The 17,154-nt window shown below is 66.6% G+C and carries 9 protein-coding genes; 7 read left to right on the top strand and 2 right to left on the bottom strand.

All coding sequences use genetic code 11. The features are described 5' to 3' along the window. Positions 1-32 precede the first annotated feature (32 nt). The 7 genes from AC07VX_RS00795 (at position 33) to AC07VX_RS00765 (ending at position 12,164) form a co-directional block, all read left to right on the top strand. Positions 33-2,150: an autotransporter outer membrane beta-barrel domain-containing protein gene (locus tag AC07VX_RS00795; protein WP_495122007.1), complete on the top strand. Its 2,118-nt coding sequence runs from the start codon at positions 33-35 to the stop codon at positions 2,148-2,150. Further along, positions 2,116-2,709, top strand: coding sequence for a shikimate kinase (locus AC07VX_RS00790; RefSeq protein WP_493163638.1), 594 nt, complete (start codon positions 2,116-2,118; stop codon positions 2,707-2,709). The genes AC07VX_RS00795 and AC07VX_RS00790 overlap by 35 nt, the downstream gene beginning before the upstream one ends. 58 nt (positions 2,710-2,767) lie before the next feature. Next, the gene (gene aroB, locus AC07VX_RS00785) at positions 2,768-3,862 is read left to right on the top strand and encodes a 3-dehydroquinate synthase (protein ID WP_493163639.1); all 1,095 of its coding nucleotides are present in this window, start codon (positions 2,768-2,770) and stop codon (positions 3,860-3,862) included. Then, a complete protein-coding gene (locus AC07VX_RS00780) occupies positions 3,862-5,001 on the top strand; it encodes a deoxyguanosinetriphosphate triphosphohydrolase (RefSeq protein WP_493163640.1) in 1,140 nt (379 codons plus the stop codon). Before aroB ends, AC07VX_RS00780 begins: the two co-directional genes overlap by 1 nt. 67 nt (positions 5,002-5,068) lie before the next feature. Beyond that, positions 5,069-5,779 carry an REP-associated tyrosine transposase gene (locus AC07VX_RS00775; protein WP_493163641.1) on the top strand — a complete coding sequence of 237 codons (711 nt, stop codon included), beginning with the start codon at positions 5,069-5,071 and terminating at the stop codon, positions 5,777-5,779. Between the two features lie 140 nt (positions 5,780-5,919). Continuing rightward, positions 5,920-10,677: a glutamate synthase-related protein gene (locus tag AC07VX_RS00770; RefSeq protein ID WP_493163643.1), complete on the top strand. Its 4,758-nt coding sequence runs from the start codon at positions 5,920-5,922 to the stop codon at positions 10,675-10,677. A gap of 11 nt (positions 10,678-10,688) precedes the next feature. Next, positions 10,689-12,164: a glutamate synthase subunit beta gene (locus tag AC07VX_RS00765; RefSeq protein WP_493163644.1), complete on the top strand. Its 1,476-nt coding sequence runs from the start codon at positions 10,689-10,691 to the stop codon at positions 12,162-12,164. A gap of 10 nt (positions 12,165-12,174) precedes the next feature. Here AC07VX_RS00765 and AC07VX_RS00760 read toward each other — a convergent pair whose 3' ends face one another. Further along, a complete protein-coding gene (locus AC07VX_RS00760; RefSeq protein WP_493163646.1) occupies positions 12,175-12,810 on the bottom strand; it encodes a hypothetical protein in 636 nt (211 codons plus the stop codon). A gap of 13 nt (positions 12,811-12,823) precedes the next feature. Continuing rightward, the gene (locus tag AC07VX_RS00755; protein ID WP_493163647.1) at positions 12,824-17,122 is read right to left on the bottom strand and encodes a PilC/PilY family type IV pilus protein; all 4,299 of its coding nucleotides are present in this window, start codon (positions 17,120-17,122) and stop codon (positions 12,824-12,826) included. Positions 17,123-17,154 lie beyond the last annotated feature (32 nt).

Raw genomic sequence — 17,154 nt, 5'->3', positions numbered from 1 at the left:
GCTGTAGCGGTACATGGGAGTGAATAGACATGATGAAGTTTGATATCTGGAGTTGGCGCGCGACGCGGGCACTCCTGGGTGGTTTGCTAGTCGCGGCGCTCACCGCCTGTGGCGGCGGCGGCGGCGGCGCGGGCACGCCCGTGGTAGGGCCGGACCCGACCGCATCCTCTCCGTCCAATGCCGCCAGCGCCGTTGCAGCGGATCTGGTGGTCGTGCTGAGCAAGAGCACGATGACGAATTCCGGGTCGGATTCGGTGACCGCAACGGTGACCTCCATCGATGCCAACCGCGTCGCTGTGGGCAGCGTCCCGGTCACGTTCACCGTCAACGCCAATGCGGTGGTGACACCGGCAGGCTCGGCGACCGATTCCGCATCTGGCAAGCTGACCGCCACGGTGGTGCAGGGCTCCGACGCTTCGACGCGGCCGGTCACGGTCACCGTCACGTCGGGCACGGTCACGCGCGCAGTGAGCTTCAACATTGTTCAGAGCCCCTCGTCGACCACGCCGCAGGCCAGCGACCTGACGCTGGTGCTGAGCGCCTCGAACATCGACAATTCGGGTAGCCGGACCGTCACGGCGACTGCCACCGCGGTCGATGCCAACCGGAACGCCTTGTCGGGCATTCCAGTTCAACTGGCGGTTTCCGACACCAGTGCCTTCATCTCGGGTGCCTCCAGCCAGACCAATACCAGCGGTCAGGTGAGCGGCACCATCAGCATCGGCCAGGACCGGACCAACCGCACGGTCTACGTGACCGCGACGAGCGGTACTTTCGTCCGCACGTCGGCCTTCGAGGTCACGGGCGCCCAGTTCAGCCAGGCCAGTCCGGTGCCTGCCGTCGTTGCGGCAGGTGCCGCAGGCAGCGTTCAGTACACCTTGACCGACGTCAACGGCAATCCGATGGCGGATGTGCCGATCAGTGTTTCCGGCAGCGGCATCGCCAGCAAGTCCGGCAAGACCAATCTGAACGGTGGCTTCAAGTTCGACTACACGGCGCCGAACACCCCCGGCACGAGTCTGAGGATCGACGCCCTGGCGGGTGGCGCCAGTTCCGCGGTGACGGTGACGATCCCTGGTGGTACCACGACGGTTCCGACGGCGAAGACGCCGGTGTCGTCGGCGCTGAACCTGTCGGCCAACGTGGTGTCGGTCAACACCGATCGCACCAGCAATCAGGTCGCTGTCAACGCCTTCTTCCGGGATGGCAGCAATGCACCCATTCCCAACGTTCGCGTCCTGTTCGGCGTGACGGGTGACAACCAGACCGGCATCGTCGGATCGGGCGTCAACACCGTCCTTTCGGATGCCTCGGGGGCCGCGTCGACGACCTATGCGCCTGGTGCCGTCAGCAGCCCGACGAATGGCGTCACGATCCAGGCTTGCTGGAAGGTCAGCGACTTTGCGGCGACCGACACCGTGGCCACATGCACCGCGGCTGGCGGCCAGTTGTTGACCACCACGCTCACCATCGTCTCCAACCCGGTCTCGATCTCCATCGGCACGGACAACACGGTCAGTAGCGGTGCCTCTGGCCTGACCTATGTCAAGAAGTACGTGGTGCTGGTTGTCGACTCAGCCGGCAATCCGAAGGCCGACGTGCAGATCACGCCGTCGGTGGACCTGGGTGGCTATGGCAAGGGTTACTGGGAGTGGAATGCCGTCTCCAAGCACTGGGAGCGGGCCGAGACGGCGCTGCAGGCCAGCCTCGGAGTCAAGGGCATCCTGTCGGCCACCTGCGCCAATGAAGACCTGAATCGCAACGGCGTCATCGACAACGGCGAGGACGTCAACGGCAACAAGCAGCTCGACCCGCGCAAGTCTGACCTGTCCATCACGCTTGTTGGCACCACCAAGACCGATGCGAACGGTGTTGCGGTGCTGCAGCTTGAATACCCGAAGAGCCTGGCGAGCTGGGTCAAGTACAAGATCACGGTGACCGCGGCCGGCGTTCTCAGCCCGCCTGCTTATTACCCGCTGGGCGTTCCTGTGCTGTTGCCGTCGCAGGCCGCGCCGGCCAGCATTTCCGACTATCTGTACACCTATATCTGGTTGCCAGTTTCCTCTGACGCCATCAACACGGAATCGCCGCCGCCGGCGTTTGCTGTCAGCCCCTATGGCATCTCCACCAGCTGCACCGACCCCAAGTGAGCTGATTGCCCTTGTAGGCATGCCCGGCGGTGGCAAATCCACCGTCGGCAAACAACTGGCACGCCAGATCGGCGTGCCTTTTGTCGACTCGGACCACGAAATCGAGCAGCGCATCGGCGGCAGCATCAAGCAGTTTTTCGAGCGCCATGGCGAAGAGGCCTTCCGCGACCTGGAGACCGAGGTCATTGCCGACCTGATTGCACGGCCGGGGGGGCGAGTCCTGGCCACGGGCGGTGGTGCCGTGCTGCGCGAGCGCAACCGCGAGCTGCTGCGCGAGGGCGCGACGGTGCTCTATCTGCGCTCCACGCCCGAAGACCTGTACCGCCGCCTGCGCCACGACACGACGCGGCCTCTGTTGCAAGTGCGCGACCCACTGGCCAGGCTGCGCGAGCTGCATCAACAGCGCGATCCGCTCTACCGGCGCTGTGCCCATTACGTGCTCGAGAGCGCCCGGCCTTCGGTGCATGCCCTTGTCAACATGGCGCTGATGCAATTGGAGCTGGCCGGCCTGCTGGACCCCAGCCGCGTCGCGGCGACGGTGGGTGCGGAGCCGCTTTGACGCGGGCTTGATGGGAAGCGGAGGCAGCGGCCTCGGGCCGCCTTTTACACTCGGCCGCATGCCTGCCACCGATACCGTCCGCATCCAGCTTCCCGACAGCCGCAACTACGAGATCCGCATCGGCGCCGGGCTTCTCGATGAAGGCGCCAGCTGGCAGGGCCTGCCCAAGGCCGCCGCCGCGGTCGTTGTCAGCAACGAGACCGTCGCGCCGCTTTACGCCGCTCGGCTGCGCGAACAGCTGTTGGCCGTCTACCCGCGTGTGGACCTCGTCGTGCTGCCCGACGGTGAGCAGCACAAGGACTGGGCCAGCCTGAACCGCATCTGCGATCACCTGTTGGGCGAGGCGCTGGACCGCAAGACCGTGCTGTTCGCGCTGGGCGGGGGCGTCATCGGCGACATGACCGGATTCGCGGCCGCCATCTACATGCGCGGCGTACCTTTCGTGCAGGTGCCCACCACGCTGCTGGCCCAGGTTGATTCGTCGGTGGGCGGCAAGACGGCCATCAACCATCCGATGGGCAAGAACATGCTCGGGGCGTTCTACCAGCCCGAGCGCGTCATCGCTGACCTCGACACGCTGGACAGCCTGCCGGACCGCGAGCTGCGCGCCGGTCTGGCCGAGGTCATCAAGTACGGGCCGATCGCGGATGCCGGGTTTCTGTGCTGGATCGAGGACAACCTGGATGCCCTGCTGTCCCGCGACAAGGCCGTGCTCGGCTACGCCGTGCGACGCAGCTGCGAGATCAAGGCCGACGTGGTGGGGCAGGACGAGCGCGAGCAGGGCCTGCGCGCCATACTCAACTTCGGCCACACCATCGGGCATGCCATCGAGGCCGGGCTTGGCTACGGCCAGTGGCTGCATGGCGAAGCGGTGGCCTGCGGCATGGTCCTTGCGGCCGATCTGTCGCAGCGCATGGGCTTGATGCCGGCGGCCTTCGTGGAGCGCCTGCGCGTTCTGGTTGAACGCGCCGGCTTGCCCACGCAGCCGCCCAAACTGGGCGCTGAGCGCTATCTGCAGTTGATGCGCGTGGACAAGAAGGCCGAATCCGGTGCGATCCGTTTCGTCCTCATCGAGGCCTTGGGCCAGGCGGGCCTGCACCCCGTGCCCGACGCCCTCATCGCTGAAGTCTTGAGTGCCCACGGAGCGGCCTGATGCCCGCGCCCGGTCGCCCGCCGTTTGCCGCAGATCCGGCGCGCAGTCGAGGGCGGCGCCTGCCCGAGCCAGTGGCGCCGACACGCAGCGAATTCCAGCGTGATCGTGACCGCATCATCCACAGCACGGCGTTCCGCCGCCTGGTCTACAAGACCCAGGTCTTTCTCAACCATGAGGGCGACCTGTTCCGCACGCGGTTGACGCATTCGCTGGAGGTGGCTCAGCTCGGGCGCTCCATCGCACGCAGCCTGGGTCTGGACGAGGATCTCGTGGAGGCGGTGGCACTCGCCCATGATCTCGGGCACACGCCCTTCGGGCATGCCGGCCAGGACGTGCTGGACGACTGCATGCGGGAGCATGGGGGCTTCGAGCACAACCTGCAGTCCCTGCGCGTCGTTGACAGCCTGGAGCAGCGCTATCCAGAGTTCGACGGACTCAACCTCTGCTTCGAGACCCGCGAGGGCATCCTCAAGCATTGCTCGAAGCGGCATGCCGAGCTCATCGAGGCGGCCGAGCCCGGCGGCATTGCGACCCGCTTCCTGCATGGCGGCCAGCCCAGCCTCGAGGCCCAGCTCTGCAATCTGGCCGATGAGGTGGCCTACAACGCGCACGACGTGGATGACGGCGTGCGATCGGGCCTCATCGAACTGGAGCAGTTAATCGAGGTGGAGCTTGTGCGCGAACACTGGCGTGCCGCCCTTGAGGCCCACCCGGCGCTGGCTGGCAGGCGGCTGCTGTTCGAGACGATACGGCGGATGCTTTCGGCGCAGGTCTACGACATCATCGACGCGACGCGCCTGACGCTGGCCGACGCCGATCCGGCCAGCCCGGAGGCGGTGCGCCACGCCGACAAGCCCCTGCTGCGCTTCAGCGCCGAGATGCGCCGCAAGAGCACGGCGCTCAAGCGTTTCCTTTTTGCGAATCTGTATCGGCATGCGCAGGTGCAGTCCACGCGGGCGCGTGCGGAGCAGGTCTTGCGCGATCTCTTTGCTGCCTATTCGAGCGATGGCAGCCAGATGCCTGCAGACTTTGCGGCCCGCGAGGACCGCGAACGTGCATGTGCCGACTACATCGCGGGCATGACGGATCGGTTCGCAATCCGCGAGCACCAGCGACTCACGGGGAAAAGTCTCTTCTGAGAATTTAAAAATGGGGTCGGAGTTGATTACTCTGAGTCTTTTCCAGACATCGACGAAGGTGCTTCGCATGGCCAGACTCCCCCGCCTGATCCTGCCCGGTCAGCCGCATCACCTCATCCTGCGCGGGAACAACCGCCAGGCCATCTTTTTCAGCGATCTGGATCGCCAGCAACTGCTCGCCTTCTTGGGTGAGGTGTCCGCCCACTACGCGGTGGCGATCCATGCCTATGTGCTGATGGACAACCACTTCCATCTGCTGTTGACGCCACCCTCGTCGGAGGCGCTCAGCCGCATGATGCAGGCGCTGGGGCGGCGCTACGTCGGCTGGTTCAACGCCCGACACCAACGCAGCGGTACGCTGTGGGAGGGGCGTTTCAGAGTGGGGTTGATCGAGGGTGAGCGGCACCTGCTCGCATGCATGCGCTACATCGAACTCAACCCCGTTCGTGCCGGCCTGTGCGTCGAACCTTCCCAGTGGCCCTGGTCCAGCGCGGCCCATCACCTCGGGCTGGGGCGTCAGGCGCTGATCACCGAGCACGAGCTTTATTGGTCGATGGGCAACACACCCTTCGAGCGCGAGCATGCCTACCGTGAGTTCATCGCCCAGGGCGTGCCTGCGGGCGAGCAGTTGGAATTCACGGAAGCGGCCCTGCGGGGGCGCCCTGTTGGTAGCGAGGCCTTCCTGAAACCCCTCGCCATCGACCATGAGCGCGTCGTGACGAGGCGGCCCAGGGGGCGGCCGCGCAAGGCAGCGCCCAAGATCCCGTCGGACGAGTAACGCCCGCTCGACTATGACCCCAATTTATTCTTATATTGACGGCTGAATTTTTTAAATCGACTCCGACCCCATTTTAATCAAGTTGCCGCATTTGCTGCGCTGCAGTACGCTTCCGCCCTGTTGTGTTCCAGGAGGGCGCCATGAGCCACGCCGCGCAGATTCAGTCCGAGATCCAAGACCTTGCCGAGCACGGGCTGTACCGGCCGACGAATGAGAAGGACGCCTGCGGCCTTGGCTTTGTCGCCCACATCAAGGGGCACAAGGCGCACAACATCGTCCAGCAGGGGCTGAAGATCCTGGAGAACCTGGACCACCGCGGCGCCGTCGGTGCTGACGCGCTGATGGGCGATGGCGCCGGCATCCTGATCCAGATCCCGGACGAGTACTACCGCGAGGAGATGGCCAAGCAGGGCATCAACCTGCCGCCGCCCGGCGAGTACGGTGTCGGCATGATCTTCCTGCCCAAGGAAGCCGCTTCCCGTCTGGCCTGCGAGCAGGAACTCGCCCGCGCCGTCAAGGCCGAAGGCCAGGTGTTGATCGGCTGGCGCGACGTCCCGGTGGACCGCGACATGCCGATGTCGCCCACCGTCCGCGAGAAGGAGCCGGTGATCCGCCAGATCTTCATTGGCCGCGGTCCGGACATCATCGTGCCCGACGCCCTGGAGCGAAAGCTTTACGTCATCCGCAAGACCGCCTCCAGCGCTATCCAGGCCTTGAAGCTCACGCACAGCCGCGAGTACTACGTGCCGTCGATGAGCTGCCGCACGGTCATCTACAAGGGCCTGCTGCTGGCCGACCAGGTTGGCAAGTACTACCTGGACCTCGCCGATCCGCGCGTCGTCTCGGCCATCGCCCTGGTGCACCAGCGCTTCTCCACCAACACCTTCCCCGAGTGGCCGCTGGCCCACCCGTACCGAATGGTTTGCCACAACGGCGAGATCAACACGGTCAAGGGCAACTTCAACTGGATGCGCGCCCGCGAAGGCGTCATGAAGTCGCCGGTGCTGGGCGACGACCTGAAGAAGCTCTACCCGATCAGCTTCGAACACCAGTCCGACACGGCCACCTTCGACAATGCTATCGAGCTGCTGACCATGAGCGGCTACCCGCTCGCCCACGCCGCCATGATGATGATCCCGGAAGCCTGGGAGCAGCACGAAGGCATGGACGAGCGCCGCCGCGCCTTCTACGAGTACCACGCCGCCATGATGGAGCCCTGGGACGGCCCGGCCGCCATGGCCTTCACCGACGGCCGCCAGGTCTGCGCCGCGTTGGACCGCAACGGCCTGCGCCCGGCCCGCTATTGCATCACCGACGACGACCTCGTCGTCATGGCCTCCGAGTCGGGCGTGCTGCCCATTCCCGAGAGCAAGATCGTCAAGAAGTGGCGCCTGCAGCCCGGCAAGATGTTCCTTATCGACCTGGAGCAGGGCCGCATCGTCGACGACGAGGAACTGAAGAACCAGTTCGCCAACGCGCGCCCCTACCGCCAGTGGATCGAGAACGTCCGCGTCAAGCTGGACGACATCGAAGTCCCCGACGCGGTCCGCCCCGGCTTCGTGACGACGCTGCTGGACCGCCAGCAGGCCTTCGGCACGACGCAGGAAGACATCAAGTTCCTGCTCGCCCCCATGGCCGCCAACGGCGAGGAAGGCATCGGCTCGATGGGCAACGACTCGCCCCTAGCCGTGCTGTCGAGCAAGAACAAGCCGCTCTACAACTACTTCAAGCAGCTGTTCGCCCAGGTCACGAACCCGCCGATCGATCCGATCCGCGAAAACATCGTGATGTCGCTGAACAGCTTCATCGGCCCCAAGCCGAACCTGCTGGACATCAATGCCATCAACCCGCCGATGCGCCTCGAAGTCAGTCAGCCCATTCTGGACTTCGACGACATGGCGCGCTTGCGCGGCATCGAGGCGCCCACCAACGGCAAGTTCAAGCCCAGCGAGCTCGACATCACCTACCCGCGCGACTGGGGCCGCGCCGGCGTGGAGGCACAACTCGCCTCGCTGTGCGCCTCGGCCGTGGACGCCATCAAGACCGGCCACAACATCCTCATCATCACGGACCGCCACCTCAGCGCCGACCGCATCGCCATTCCCGCGCTGCTGGCCCTGTCCGCCGTCCACCACCACCTGGTGCGTGAAGGCCTGCGCACCACGGCTGGCCTGGTCGTCGAGACCGGCACCGCGCGCGAGGTCCACCACTTCGCCGTTCTGGCCGGCTATGGCGCCGAAGCCGTCCACCCCTACCTCGCGCTGGAAACGCTGGAGGCCATGGGCGACGAGCTGCCGGCCAAGCTGAGCGCCGAACAGGCCCGCTACAACTACATCAAGGCGGTGGGCAAGGGTCTGTCCAAGATCATGTCCAAGATGGGCATCTCGACGTATATGTCCTACTGTGGCGCGCAGATCTTCGAGGCCATCGGCCTGAAGGCGGACTTCGTCGAGAAGTACTTCCGCGGCACGGCCACGCAGGTCGGTGGCATCGGCGTGTTCGAGGTGGCTGAGGAAGCCATCCGCATGCACGAGGCGGCCTTCGGCGACGACCCGCTGCTGGACAGCATGCTGGAGACCGGCGGCGAGTACGCCTGGCGCACCCGCGGCGAAGAGCATATGTGGACGCCGGACGCCATCGCCAAGCTGCAGCACAGCTCGCGCAGCGGCAAGTTCGAGACCTACAAGGAATACGCCCAGATCATCAACGACCAGAGCAAGCGCCACATGACGCTGCGCGGCCTGTTCGAGTTCAAGTTCGATCCGTCCAAGGCCGTGCCGCTGGACGAGGTCGAGTCGGCCGCCGACATCGTCAAGCGCTTCGCCACCGGCGCCATGTCGCTGGGCTCCATTTCCACCGAAGCCCACGCCACGCTGGCCGTCGCCATGAACCGCATCGGCGGCAAGAGCAACACGGGTGAGGGCGGCGAAGACCCGGCCCGCTACCGCAACGAGCTCAAGGGCATCAAGATCACCGGCGGCAGCAAGGTCGGTGACGTGCTCGGCCACAAGATCATGGAAGCCGACTACGAGCTGAAGGACGGCGACAGCCTGCGTTCCAAGATCAAGCAGGTGGCCTCGGGCCGCTTCGGCGTCACGACCGAATACCTGGTCAGCGCCGATCAGATCCAGATCAAGATGGCCCAGGGCGCCAAGCCCGGCGAAGGCGGCCAACTGCCCGGCGGCAAGGTGTCCGAGTACATCGGCATGCTGCGCCACTCGGTGCCCGGCGTCGGCCTCATCAGCCCGCCGCCGCACCACGACATTTACTCCATCGAGGATCTGGCCCAGCTCATCCACGACCTGAAGAACGTCAACCCCAAGGCGGACGTGTCGGTCAAGCTGGTGTCCGAAGTCGGTGTGGGCACGGTGGCCACCGGTGTGGCCAAGTGCAAGGCCGACCACATCGTCATCGCCGGTCATGACGGCGGCACCGGCGCCTCGCCGTGGAGCTCCATCAAGCATTGCGGCACGCCCTGGGAGCTGGGCCTGGCCGAAGCCCAGCAGACCCTGGTGCTGAACCGCCTGCGCGGCCGTGTGCGCGTGCAGGCCGACGGCCAGATGAAGACCGGCCGCGACGTCGTCATCGGCGCGCTGCTGGGCGCCGACGAATTCGGCTTCGCCACCGCGCCGCTGGTGGCCGAGGGCTGCATCATGATGCGCAAGTGCCACCTCAACACTTGCCCGGTGGGCGTGGCCACGCAGGACCCGGTGCTGCGCAAGAAGTTCACCGGCCGCCCCGAGCACGTCGTCAACTACTTTTTCTTCGTCGCCGAGGAAGCGCGCCAGATCATGGCCCAGCTCGGCGTGCGCAAGTTCGACGAACTGATCGGTCGCAGTGACTGGCTGGACACCAAGAAAGCCATCTCGCACTGGAAGGCGAAGGGCCTGGACTTCGCCCGCATCTTCCATCGCCCGAACGTGCCGGCCGACGTCGCGCGCATCCACAACGATGTGCAGGACCATGGCCTGGACCGCGCGTTGGATGTGAAGCTCATCGAGAAGTGCCTGCCCGCCTTCGAGAAGGGCGAGAAGGTGCAGTTCATGCAGGAGGTCACCAACGTGCGCCGCTCCGTCGGTGCGCGCCTCTCGGGCGAGTTGATCCGCCGCAAGCCCGAAGGCCTGCCCGATCACACCATCTTCATCCAGATGGAAGGCACGGGCGGCCAGAGCTTCGGCGCCTTCCTGGCCCAGGGCATCAGCTTCTACCTGATCGGTGACGCCAACGACTACACCGGCAAGGGCCTGTCCGGCGGCCGTGTCGTCGTGCGCCCTAGCATCGACTTCCGTGGCGACGCGACCAAGAACATCATCGTCGGCAACACCGCGCTGTACGGCGCGACGCGTGGCGAGGCCTTCTTCCGCGGCGTGGCGGGCGAGCGCTTCGCGGTGCGCCTGTCGGGTGCGACGGCCGTCGTTGAAGGCACGGGCGACCATGGCTGCGAGTACATGACCGGCGGCACCGTCGCCGTGCTGGGCAAGACCGGCCGCAACTTCGCTGCCGGCATGAGTGGTGGCATCGCCTATGTCTATGACGAGGACGGCCACTTCGCCAAGCGTTGCAACACCAGCATGGTCACGCTGGAGAAGCTGATGACGGCGCAGGAGCAGGAAGCCGGCGTCGACAAGGCCATCTGGCACAAGACCAAGGCCGTCGACGGCGTGGACCGCGAGGCGCAGACCGACGAGGCCATCCTGAAGAAGCTGCTGGAGGACCACCACCGCTGGACCGGCAGCCAGCGCGCCCGCGACATCCTCGACCACTGGGCCGAGTCGCGCGCCAAGTTCGTCAAGGTGTTCCCGAACGAATACCGCCGCGCCCTGGGCGAGATCAACGCCGCCAAGGAAGCCGCCACCACCATCGCTCAGGCCAAGGCGCCTGCAGCTGCGAAAGTCTGAGGAGCACCGTCGTGGGAAAAGTCACCGGCTTCATGGAGTACGAGCGTCTGGAAGAGGGCTACGAGCCCGTCACCGCTCGCGTCAAGAACTACAAGGAATTCGTCATCGGCCTGAACGTCGACCAGGCCAAGCAGCAGGGCGCCCGCTGCATGGACTGCGGCACGCCGTTCTGCAACAACGGCTGCCCGGTCAACAACGTCATTCCGGACTTCAACGACCTGGTCTACAAGGGCCGGCCGGAGGACTGGAAGAACGCCATCACCGTTCTGCACAGCACCAACAACTTCCCCGAGTTCACCGGCCGCATCTGCCCTGCCCCGTGCGAGGCGGCCTGCACGCTGAACGTCAATGACGACGCGGTGGGCATCAAGTCCATCGAGCACGCCATCATCGACCGCGCCTGGGCCGAGGGCTGGGTCACGGCCCAACCGCCCAAGGTCAAGACGGGCAAGAAGGTTGCCGTCGTCGGCGCCGGCCCGGCGGGTCTGGCTGCGGCCCAGCAGCTGGCGCGCGTTGGGCACAGCGTCACGGTGTTCGAAAAGAACGACCGCGTGGGCGGCCTGCTGCGCTACGGCATCCCGGACTTCAAGATGGAGAAGTCCCACATCGACCGCCGCGTCGAGCAGATGAAGGCCGAGGGCGTCGAGTTCCGCACCGGCGTGATGGTTGCCGCGCTGCCCGAAGGCAGCAAGGTCACCAACTGGGCCAAGGAAACCATCTCTGCCGACGAGCTGAAGAGCCAGTTCGACGCCATCGTGCTGACCGGCGGTGCCGAGCAGTCACGCGACCTGCCGGTGCCTGGCCGCGACCTGGCCGGTGTCCACTTTGCGATGGAGTTCCTGCCCCAGCAGAACAAGGTCAACGCCGGCGACAAGCTGAAGAACCAGATCCGCGCGGACGGCAAGCATGTCATCGTCATCGGCGGCGGCGACACCGGCAGCGACTGCGTGGGCACCAGCAACCGGCACGGCGCCAAGAGCGTGACCCAGTTCGAGCTGCTGCCCCAGCCGCCCGAAGTGGAAGACCGCCCGCTGACCTGGCCCTACTGGCCGATCAAGCTGCGCACCTCGTCCAGCCACGAAGAGGGCTGCGAGCGCGAGTTCGCCATCGCCACCAAGGAATTCATCGGCGAGAAGGGCAAGCTGACCGGTGTCAAGACCGTGCGCCTGCAATGGCAGGGCGGCAAGATGACCGAGGTCGAAGGCAGCGAGCAGGTCCTGAAGGCTGACCTGGCCTTCCTGGCAATGGGCTTCGTGTCGCCGGTCGCGACCATCCTGGAGGCCTTCGGCGTCGACAAGGATGCCCGCGGCAACGGCAAGGCCGCGACGGAAGGCGCCGGCGCCTACAAGACCAATGTCGACAAGGTCTTCGCTGCCGGCGACATGCGCCGCGGCCAGAGCCTGGTGGTCTGGGCCATCCGCGAAGGCCGACAGGCCGCGCGGGCGGTGGACGAGTTCCTGATGGGCTCGACGACGCTGCCGCGCTGAGCGCGCAGCGTCAGGGCGCCGCTGCGTTGTCGAGTTCGCGTGGCGGCGGCATCGCACCGGTCAGGCAGCGCGCGACGTCGCGCGCCGCGCCGGGCAGCCATGCGAGCCGCGGCGCGGGAGCGTCGGGTTCGAACCGGATCCACAGACAGTAGGCCGGGCCCAGGCCGGGTTTGAAGCGGGTCTGCCGGAGGCCGTATTCCGCCAGTTTCTGGAAGCCCGGCGATGGCGCCGCCTGGCCGGGCGGGCTGGCGATGCTGATCAGGCGCGGGCTGCCATCGCCGTCCAGTTCGATATAGGCGCGCAGTTGCACGCCCTCGGCAGGCATCGGCGCATCCGGGAAGCCGATGCGTGGCGACGCCGCTTCGTCGAAGCTGGGTGGCTCGGCATCCGGCGCGAAAGCCTCCGGCCTGATGGCCGCGGGTGCAGTTGCAGCTTGCGGATGCGGCGCCTCGTCGGCCGGCGCGGCAATGGCCTGCGGGCCGGGCTCCGGCACCGCTGTCTCGGGGGGCTCGGCGACATAGCGCACCGCAACGGCCGGCGCCTGGGATGCGCCGCCGCGGCCGGCGTGTGGCGGCCCCAGCAGCAGGGCGGCGTGTGCGGCCAGCGCGAGCGTCGCGCTGACCAGCACCGGCTTGCCGCCCTTCACGGCCGCACGGGCCTCACTGCTGCAGCAGGTCGCGCCACGACAGGCGGCGCGTCGCGTCGGACTTGCTGGGCGTCGGCGTGGGCGAGGACACCGTGCGGTCGTCGGACAGGCGCGTGATGCTGATGACCTTGTTGTTGGGCAGCTTGATCAGGGCCGGCCGTGTCGCCACCGCATTGCCCAGCGACACGCTGGCCACGTTCTTGGCGGAGTCGACGGCGGCGCCGGTGCGGTAGTCGAAGAAGTTGGCCCAGCTGCTGCCGCCCACGGTGCAGATGTTGCCGGAGTCGACGACGTTGGAGTTGACGACCAGCGTGCCCAGCGCCAATTGCGGGTCGGTGTTGACCCGCTCGCGCGTCTCGGGCAGGTCCACGAACCAGCCACCGTTGGTGGCCAGGTTGACGGGGTTGGGTGAACCGTTGGTGCGCACCACCTGGCCGGCAGCGCAGGCGTTGGAGCCGGTCGGGCAGGTGCCGGCCGTCAGCGTCTGCTCGACGAAGGCGTTGGTGACCAGGCGCGGGTCGCCGATGTCGGTGGCGTCGAGCTTGTCCTTGATGCCGTAGATGCTCTGCGGGCTGACGTCGGTCAGGTCGGTCTGGCCGAGGTAGCGGCCGGTGCCGACGAAGACCATCGCGAAGCTGCCGACCTGGCCCAGTTCGGGGCGCGACGTGACAGGCTGCGAAGCGCCGGTCTTGTCCTTCAGCGTGGCGATGCGCTGGGCGTCGTAGCCGGCGGCACCGACGCTGTCGTTGACGTCGAAGCGCCAGAGGTTGCCGGAGTTGTCGCCACCGTAGACGCGCTGGATGGTGTTGTCGAGGTCGCTGTTGTCGACCCAGGCGCGGATATGGGCCAGGCCCGAGGGCGTGGTCGTGCTGCCGGCGCCGGTGCTGATGGTGCGGATCAGGGCGCCGGTCGCGGCATTGACGACGTAGAGGCGGCCGACGCCGTCGCCCGGCGACACGTTGTTGTAGCCCGAGGCGAATATCACCACCCAGGTGCCGTCGCGCAGCTTGCCGATTTCGGGCTTGCCGAAGGTCAGGCCGAGGTTGTTGTCGGTGAACTCCCACAGCGCCTTGGGCGCGCTCGGGTTGGTGACGTCCAGTGCGTAGTAGCTGCGGCCGCCGGCGCCCATGCCAGAGACGAGCAGGCTGGTCCACTGGCCGCCGACGAGGATGTCCTGGACCACCGGCGTGCCGTCGGCGAAGTACTGGTGCTGCGTCGCGTACTGCTTGTCCGCGAGCTTGTAGAAGTTGGCGAGCACGGCCGTGGGCACGTAGGCCCAGAGCTCCACGCCCGTGTCGGCGCGGAAGGCGTGCAGCATGCCGTCGTTGGCCCCCACGTAGACGATGCCCTGGCGCGAATCCACCGTGGCCTTGAAGGTGTCGTAGCCCGTGTCGGTGTAGTTGACGAGGGACTTCGAGACGTAGACCGCTTCGGAATTGACGATGTCGCCGAGGCGGTGGGTGCGCTGCCGGTAGAACTTGGTCGGATCGATGAGGTCGCCCTCGTTGGTGCGGTCGCCGCGCAGGAAGTTGACCAGATTGGCGCCGGAGGCCGTGGTCTGGTCGGCCGACGACAGGCAGTAGGGGCCGAAGGCGCAGAACTGGCTCAGCGCGCGGCCAGTGGCCGTGACGTAGGACTGCGAGAAATACCCCTGCTCGCTGCCGCTCAGCGATGCCCAGTCAAAGGACTTGAGCTTGTTCGTGGCGCCCGACGAGAACATGTAGATGGTGCGCGAGTTGTTGGCGTCGAGCTGGTCGCGGGCCGACCAGTCGGCGGAGCCGCTGCTGACCGCACCGGTGTCGACGTCCAGCCGCTCGCTCTTCAGCTCGCCCGACCACTCCGAGGACTTGAAGTTGGACACGAAGACCTGGTTGTCGCCGGCCGAGACGTTGGGGTTGCTCGTCGTGGCCGCCGCGGCAGCGCCGACCTGGCCGTCGAGCGACTTGATCGCGCTTGCCAGGCCGGTGTAGAGCGTCGTCGGATTGGAGGCGCTGAAATAGGTGCCGCCGCCGTTGACGGCTGCGTGCCAGAGGTCGTCGATGGTTGTCAGCGTGTTGCTGATGGGGACGGGCCAGTTGCAGGCACCGCTGCTCTGCCAGCTGCACACGCCGGAAGCCGCATTGGGCGCGACGCCTTCCCTCACGGAATAGAAGTCGCCGCTGGTATCGGTCAGATAGCTGGGCGAGAACTGCATATAGCCCGATGCGCCAAGACCCAGGGTGAAGGTCTTCATGACCTGCATCTCGTCGGGCTTGATCGCCAGGTTGGCGCTGTTGCCGCACACGTCGGCATTGGTGCCGCTGCCGCTCTTGCAGTCGACCGAGCCGGTGACGCCGGTGCGCAGGTCGGTGTTCAGGTAGTAGGCCGCCACGTCGGCCAGTGTGTTGGCGGTGGCGTTGCCGTCATAGACCGGGCGCTTGAAGGTGCTGCTGCCGTCCTGGTCGCCGATGTTCGTGCCGTCGAGCTTGGTGGGCGTTGCGGTCTCGTTCCAGAAGCCGTCGGTGGACAGGATGGTGAAGTTGCGCTGGCAGGAGTACTGCACGGGGTCGACGACGGTGACGCCGTTCAGCGCGGTGCCGTTGTACTTGCCGGCGTAGAGCTTGCCGGCCTTGGACAGTGCCGTGCGCAGCGGCGTGGAGTTGTTGGGGCGAGCAGCAGTCAGCTTGGTGAACCAGTCGGTCTTCTGAGTGTTCTCGAAGGTGTCGAGGTTGAGGAAGTCTGTGCTGGTGTTGTTGTTGATGCTCATGTAGCCGACGCGCCGGTTGCTGCCGATGGCGCCGAAGGCAAGGCCGGCCGAGGACTTCATGGACTGCATGCGCGAGTGGTAGTACGTCCACCAGTTGGCGAAATTCGTCATCTCCTCGTCGTAGCTACAGGTGCCGGCAGTCGTCGTGCAGTCTGTGCGGGCGGCTACCTTGGGGTAGGTGGTGCGGGTGGAGACGATGTCGACGCGCTGGAAGCTGCCGCCATAGGTGCCGGGCACGGCCGTCACGGCGGCCGCGTAGCCGCTGAAAGCGGGGCTGTTGTTGTCCAGCGGGAGCGTGCAGTTCGCCGGCGTCTTGGTGAAGGACACGGTGGCGGTCGTGTTGACGCCTGCCGGTGCCGTGATCGTGACGGTCTTGCCGCTGTTGGTCGTGCCGGCCGTGTAGGCGGTGGACGAGCCCGTCGGCAGGCCGGTCGTCCGGGCGTTGATCTGCGCCGCGATCTGGGTGCCGACGGTGTTGTTCTTGTTGCTTGCCGTCGTGGCCGCGGCTAGCAGGTTGACGCCGTTGACGGTCACCGCGGTCACCGAGACGTTGCAGCTCGGGTTGGAGGTGATCGTGAAGGTCGTGCTGGAGCGCACCTCGGCGGAGCCGGCCGTTCCCGCGTTGAAGAACTTGGTCGGGAAGCGGGCGTAGGAAAAGGTGCCGTTGCGCGTGGCCTGGCAGGCGGCGTCCGCCGGCGTGGTGGCGCGGGCGTCGGCGTCGGACTGGCACCAGCGCACCGGCGCGGGATAGATGTAGACGCCGCCCGCCGAGGACCGGCAGCGGCGCAGGTCGATGCCGTCGCAGTATTCGGCCGCGGAGATGGTGTAGTAGTGGGGGCCGAAGGAGCGTGCGGCGGTGGAGGCGTTGTCCGGCGCACCGGTGGCGACCGATCCCGAGCCGGTGGCGACCACCGCGTGGAAGGTCGTGTAGTTCTTGCCGTTGACGGTGCCGGGCAGCACGTAGTTGTCGTTGCGCAGGCAGTCGGCCCAGGTGTTGTCCACGCACCATTCGGTGTCGGGGTACTGCGTCGTCAGGTTGATGCTGTTCGTGTTCTGGATGTTGTAGGCGTCGTTCTTGACCGAGGTCCAGCCCGTCGTGTTGCTGCGGGTCTGGCTCGGCCAGTAGCTGCCGTCGGCCATGACGGGCGGCTTGTAATAGACGGTGGGGTCGTAGGCCAGGCCGTTGAAGCCGGCCGCCAGGAAGGGCGGCTGGCCGCGCAGGCTGCCGAAGGGAGGCGCCCCGGTCCAGCAGGCGGCCGAACTGTTGCCGCCGATGCAGCAGGTGTTGGCGAAGTTGCCGCTGTTGACGGGGGTGGCGCCGCTGCTGCGGCACAAGGCGGGGTCGGGGCTGCCGTCGCCGTTGATGTGGTCGGGCAGGAAGTCGAAGTTCATCGAACCCGAGTCGTCGATGATGAACAGCAGATTGGCCTTCACGGCGTCGGGTGACGCCACGATCAGCGGGGCCTGGGAGACGTCCGTGACGGCGGCGGCGGCCAGTTGCGCCAGGCCTGCGAGCAGGACGGCCAGCGCAGCGCGGAGCAGGGGGCGGGGCAGGTGGGACTGCATGATGACCTCGTCGTTGTTCGGGGCGGCGCCGC

The organism is Roseateles sp. GW821-FHT03B02 (assembly GCF_059421025.1).
The sequence above is the reverse complement of the archived record's forward strand: the minus strand, read 5'-3'. Positions and strand labels throughout refer to the sequence as shown.

Bases quoted from the DNA above. Each gene is read 5' to 3' on its own strand.
- AC07VX_RS00795 (WP_495122007.1), top strand. From the start codon at position 33: ATGAAGTTTGATATCTGGAGTTGGCGCGCGACGCGGGCACTCCTGGGT.
- AC07VX_RS00790 (WP_493163638.1), top strand. From the start codon at position 2,116: ATGGCATCTCCACCAGCTGCACCGACCCCAAGTGAGCTGATTGCCCTT.
- aroB (WP_493163639.1), top strand. From the start codon at position 2,768: ATGCCTGCCACCGATACCGTCCGCATCCAGCTTCCCGACAGCCGCAAC.
- AC07VX_RS00780 (WP_493163640.1), top strand. From the start codon at position 3,862: ATGCCCGCGCCCGGTCGCCCGCCGTTTGCCGCAGATCCGGCGCGCAGT.
- AC07VX_RS00775 (WP_493163641.1), top strand. From the start codon at position 5,069: ATGGCCAGACTCCCCCGCCTGATCCTGCCCGGTCAGCCGCATCACCTC.
- AC07VX_RS00770 (WP_493163643.1), top strand. From the start codon at position 5,920: ATGAGCCACGCCGCGCAGATTCAGTCCGAGATCCAAGACCTTGCCGAG.
- AC07VX_RS00755 (WP_493163647.1), bottom strand. From the start codon at position 17,122: ATGCAGTCCCACCTGCCCCGCCCCCTGCTCCGCGCTGCGCTGGCCGTC.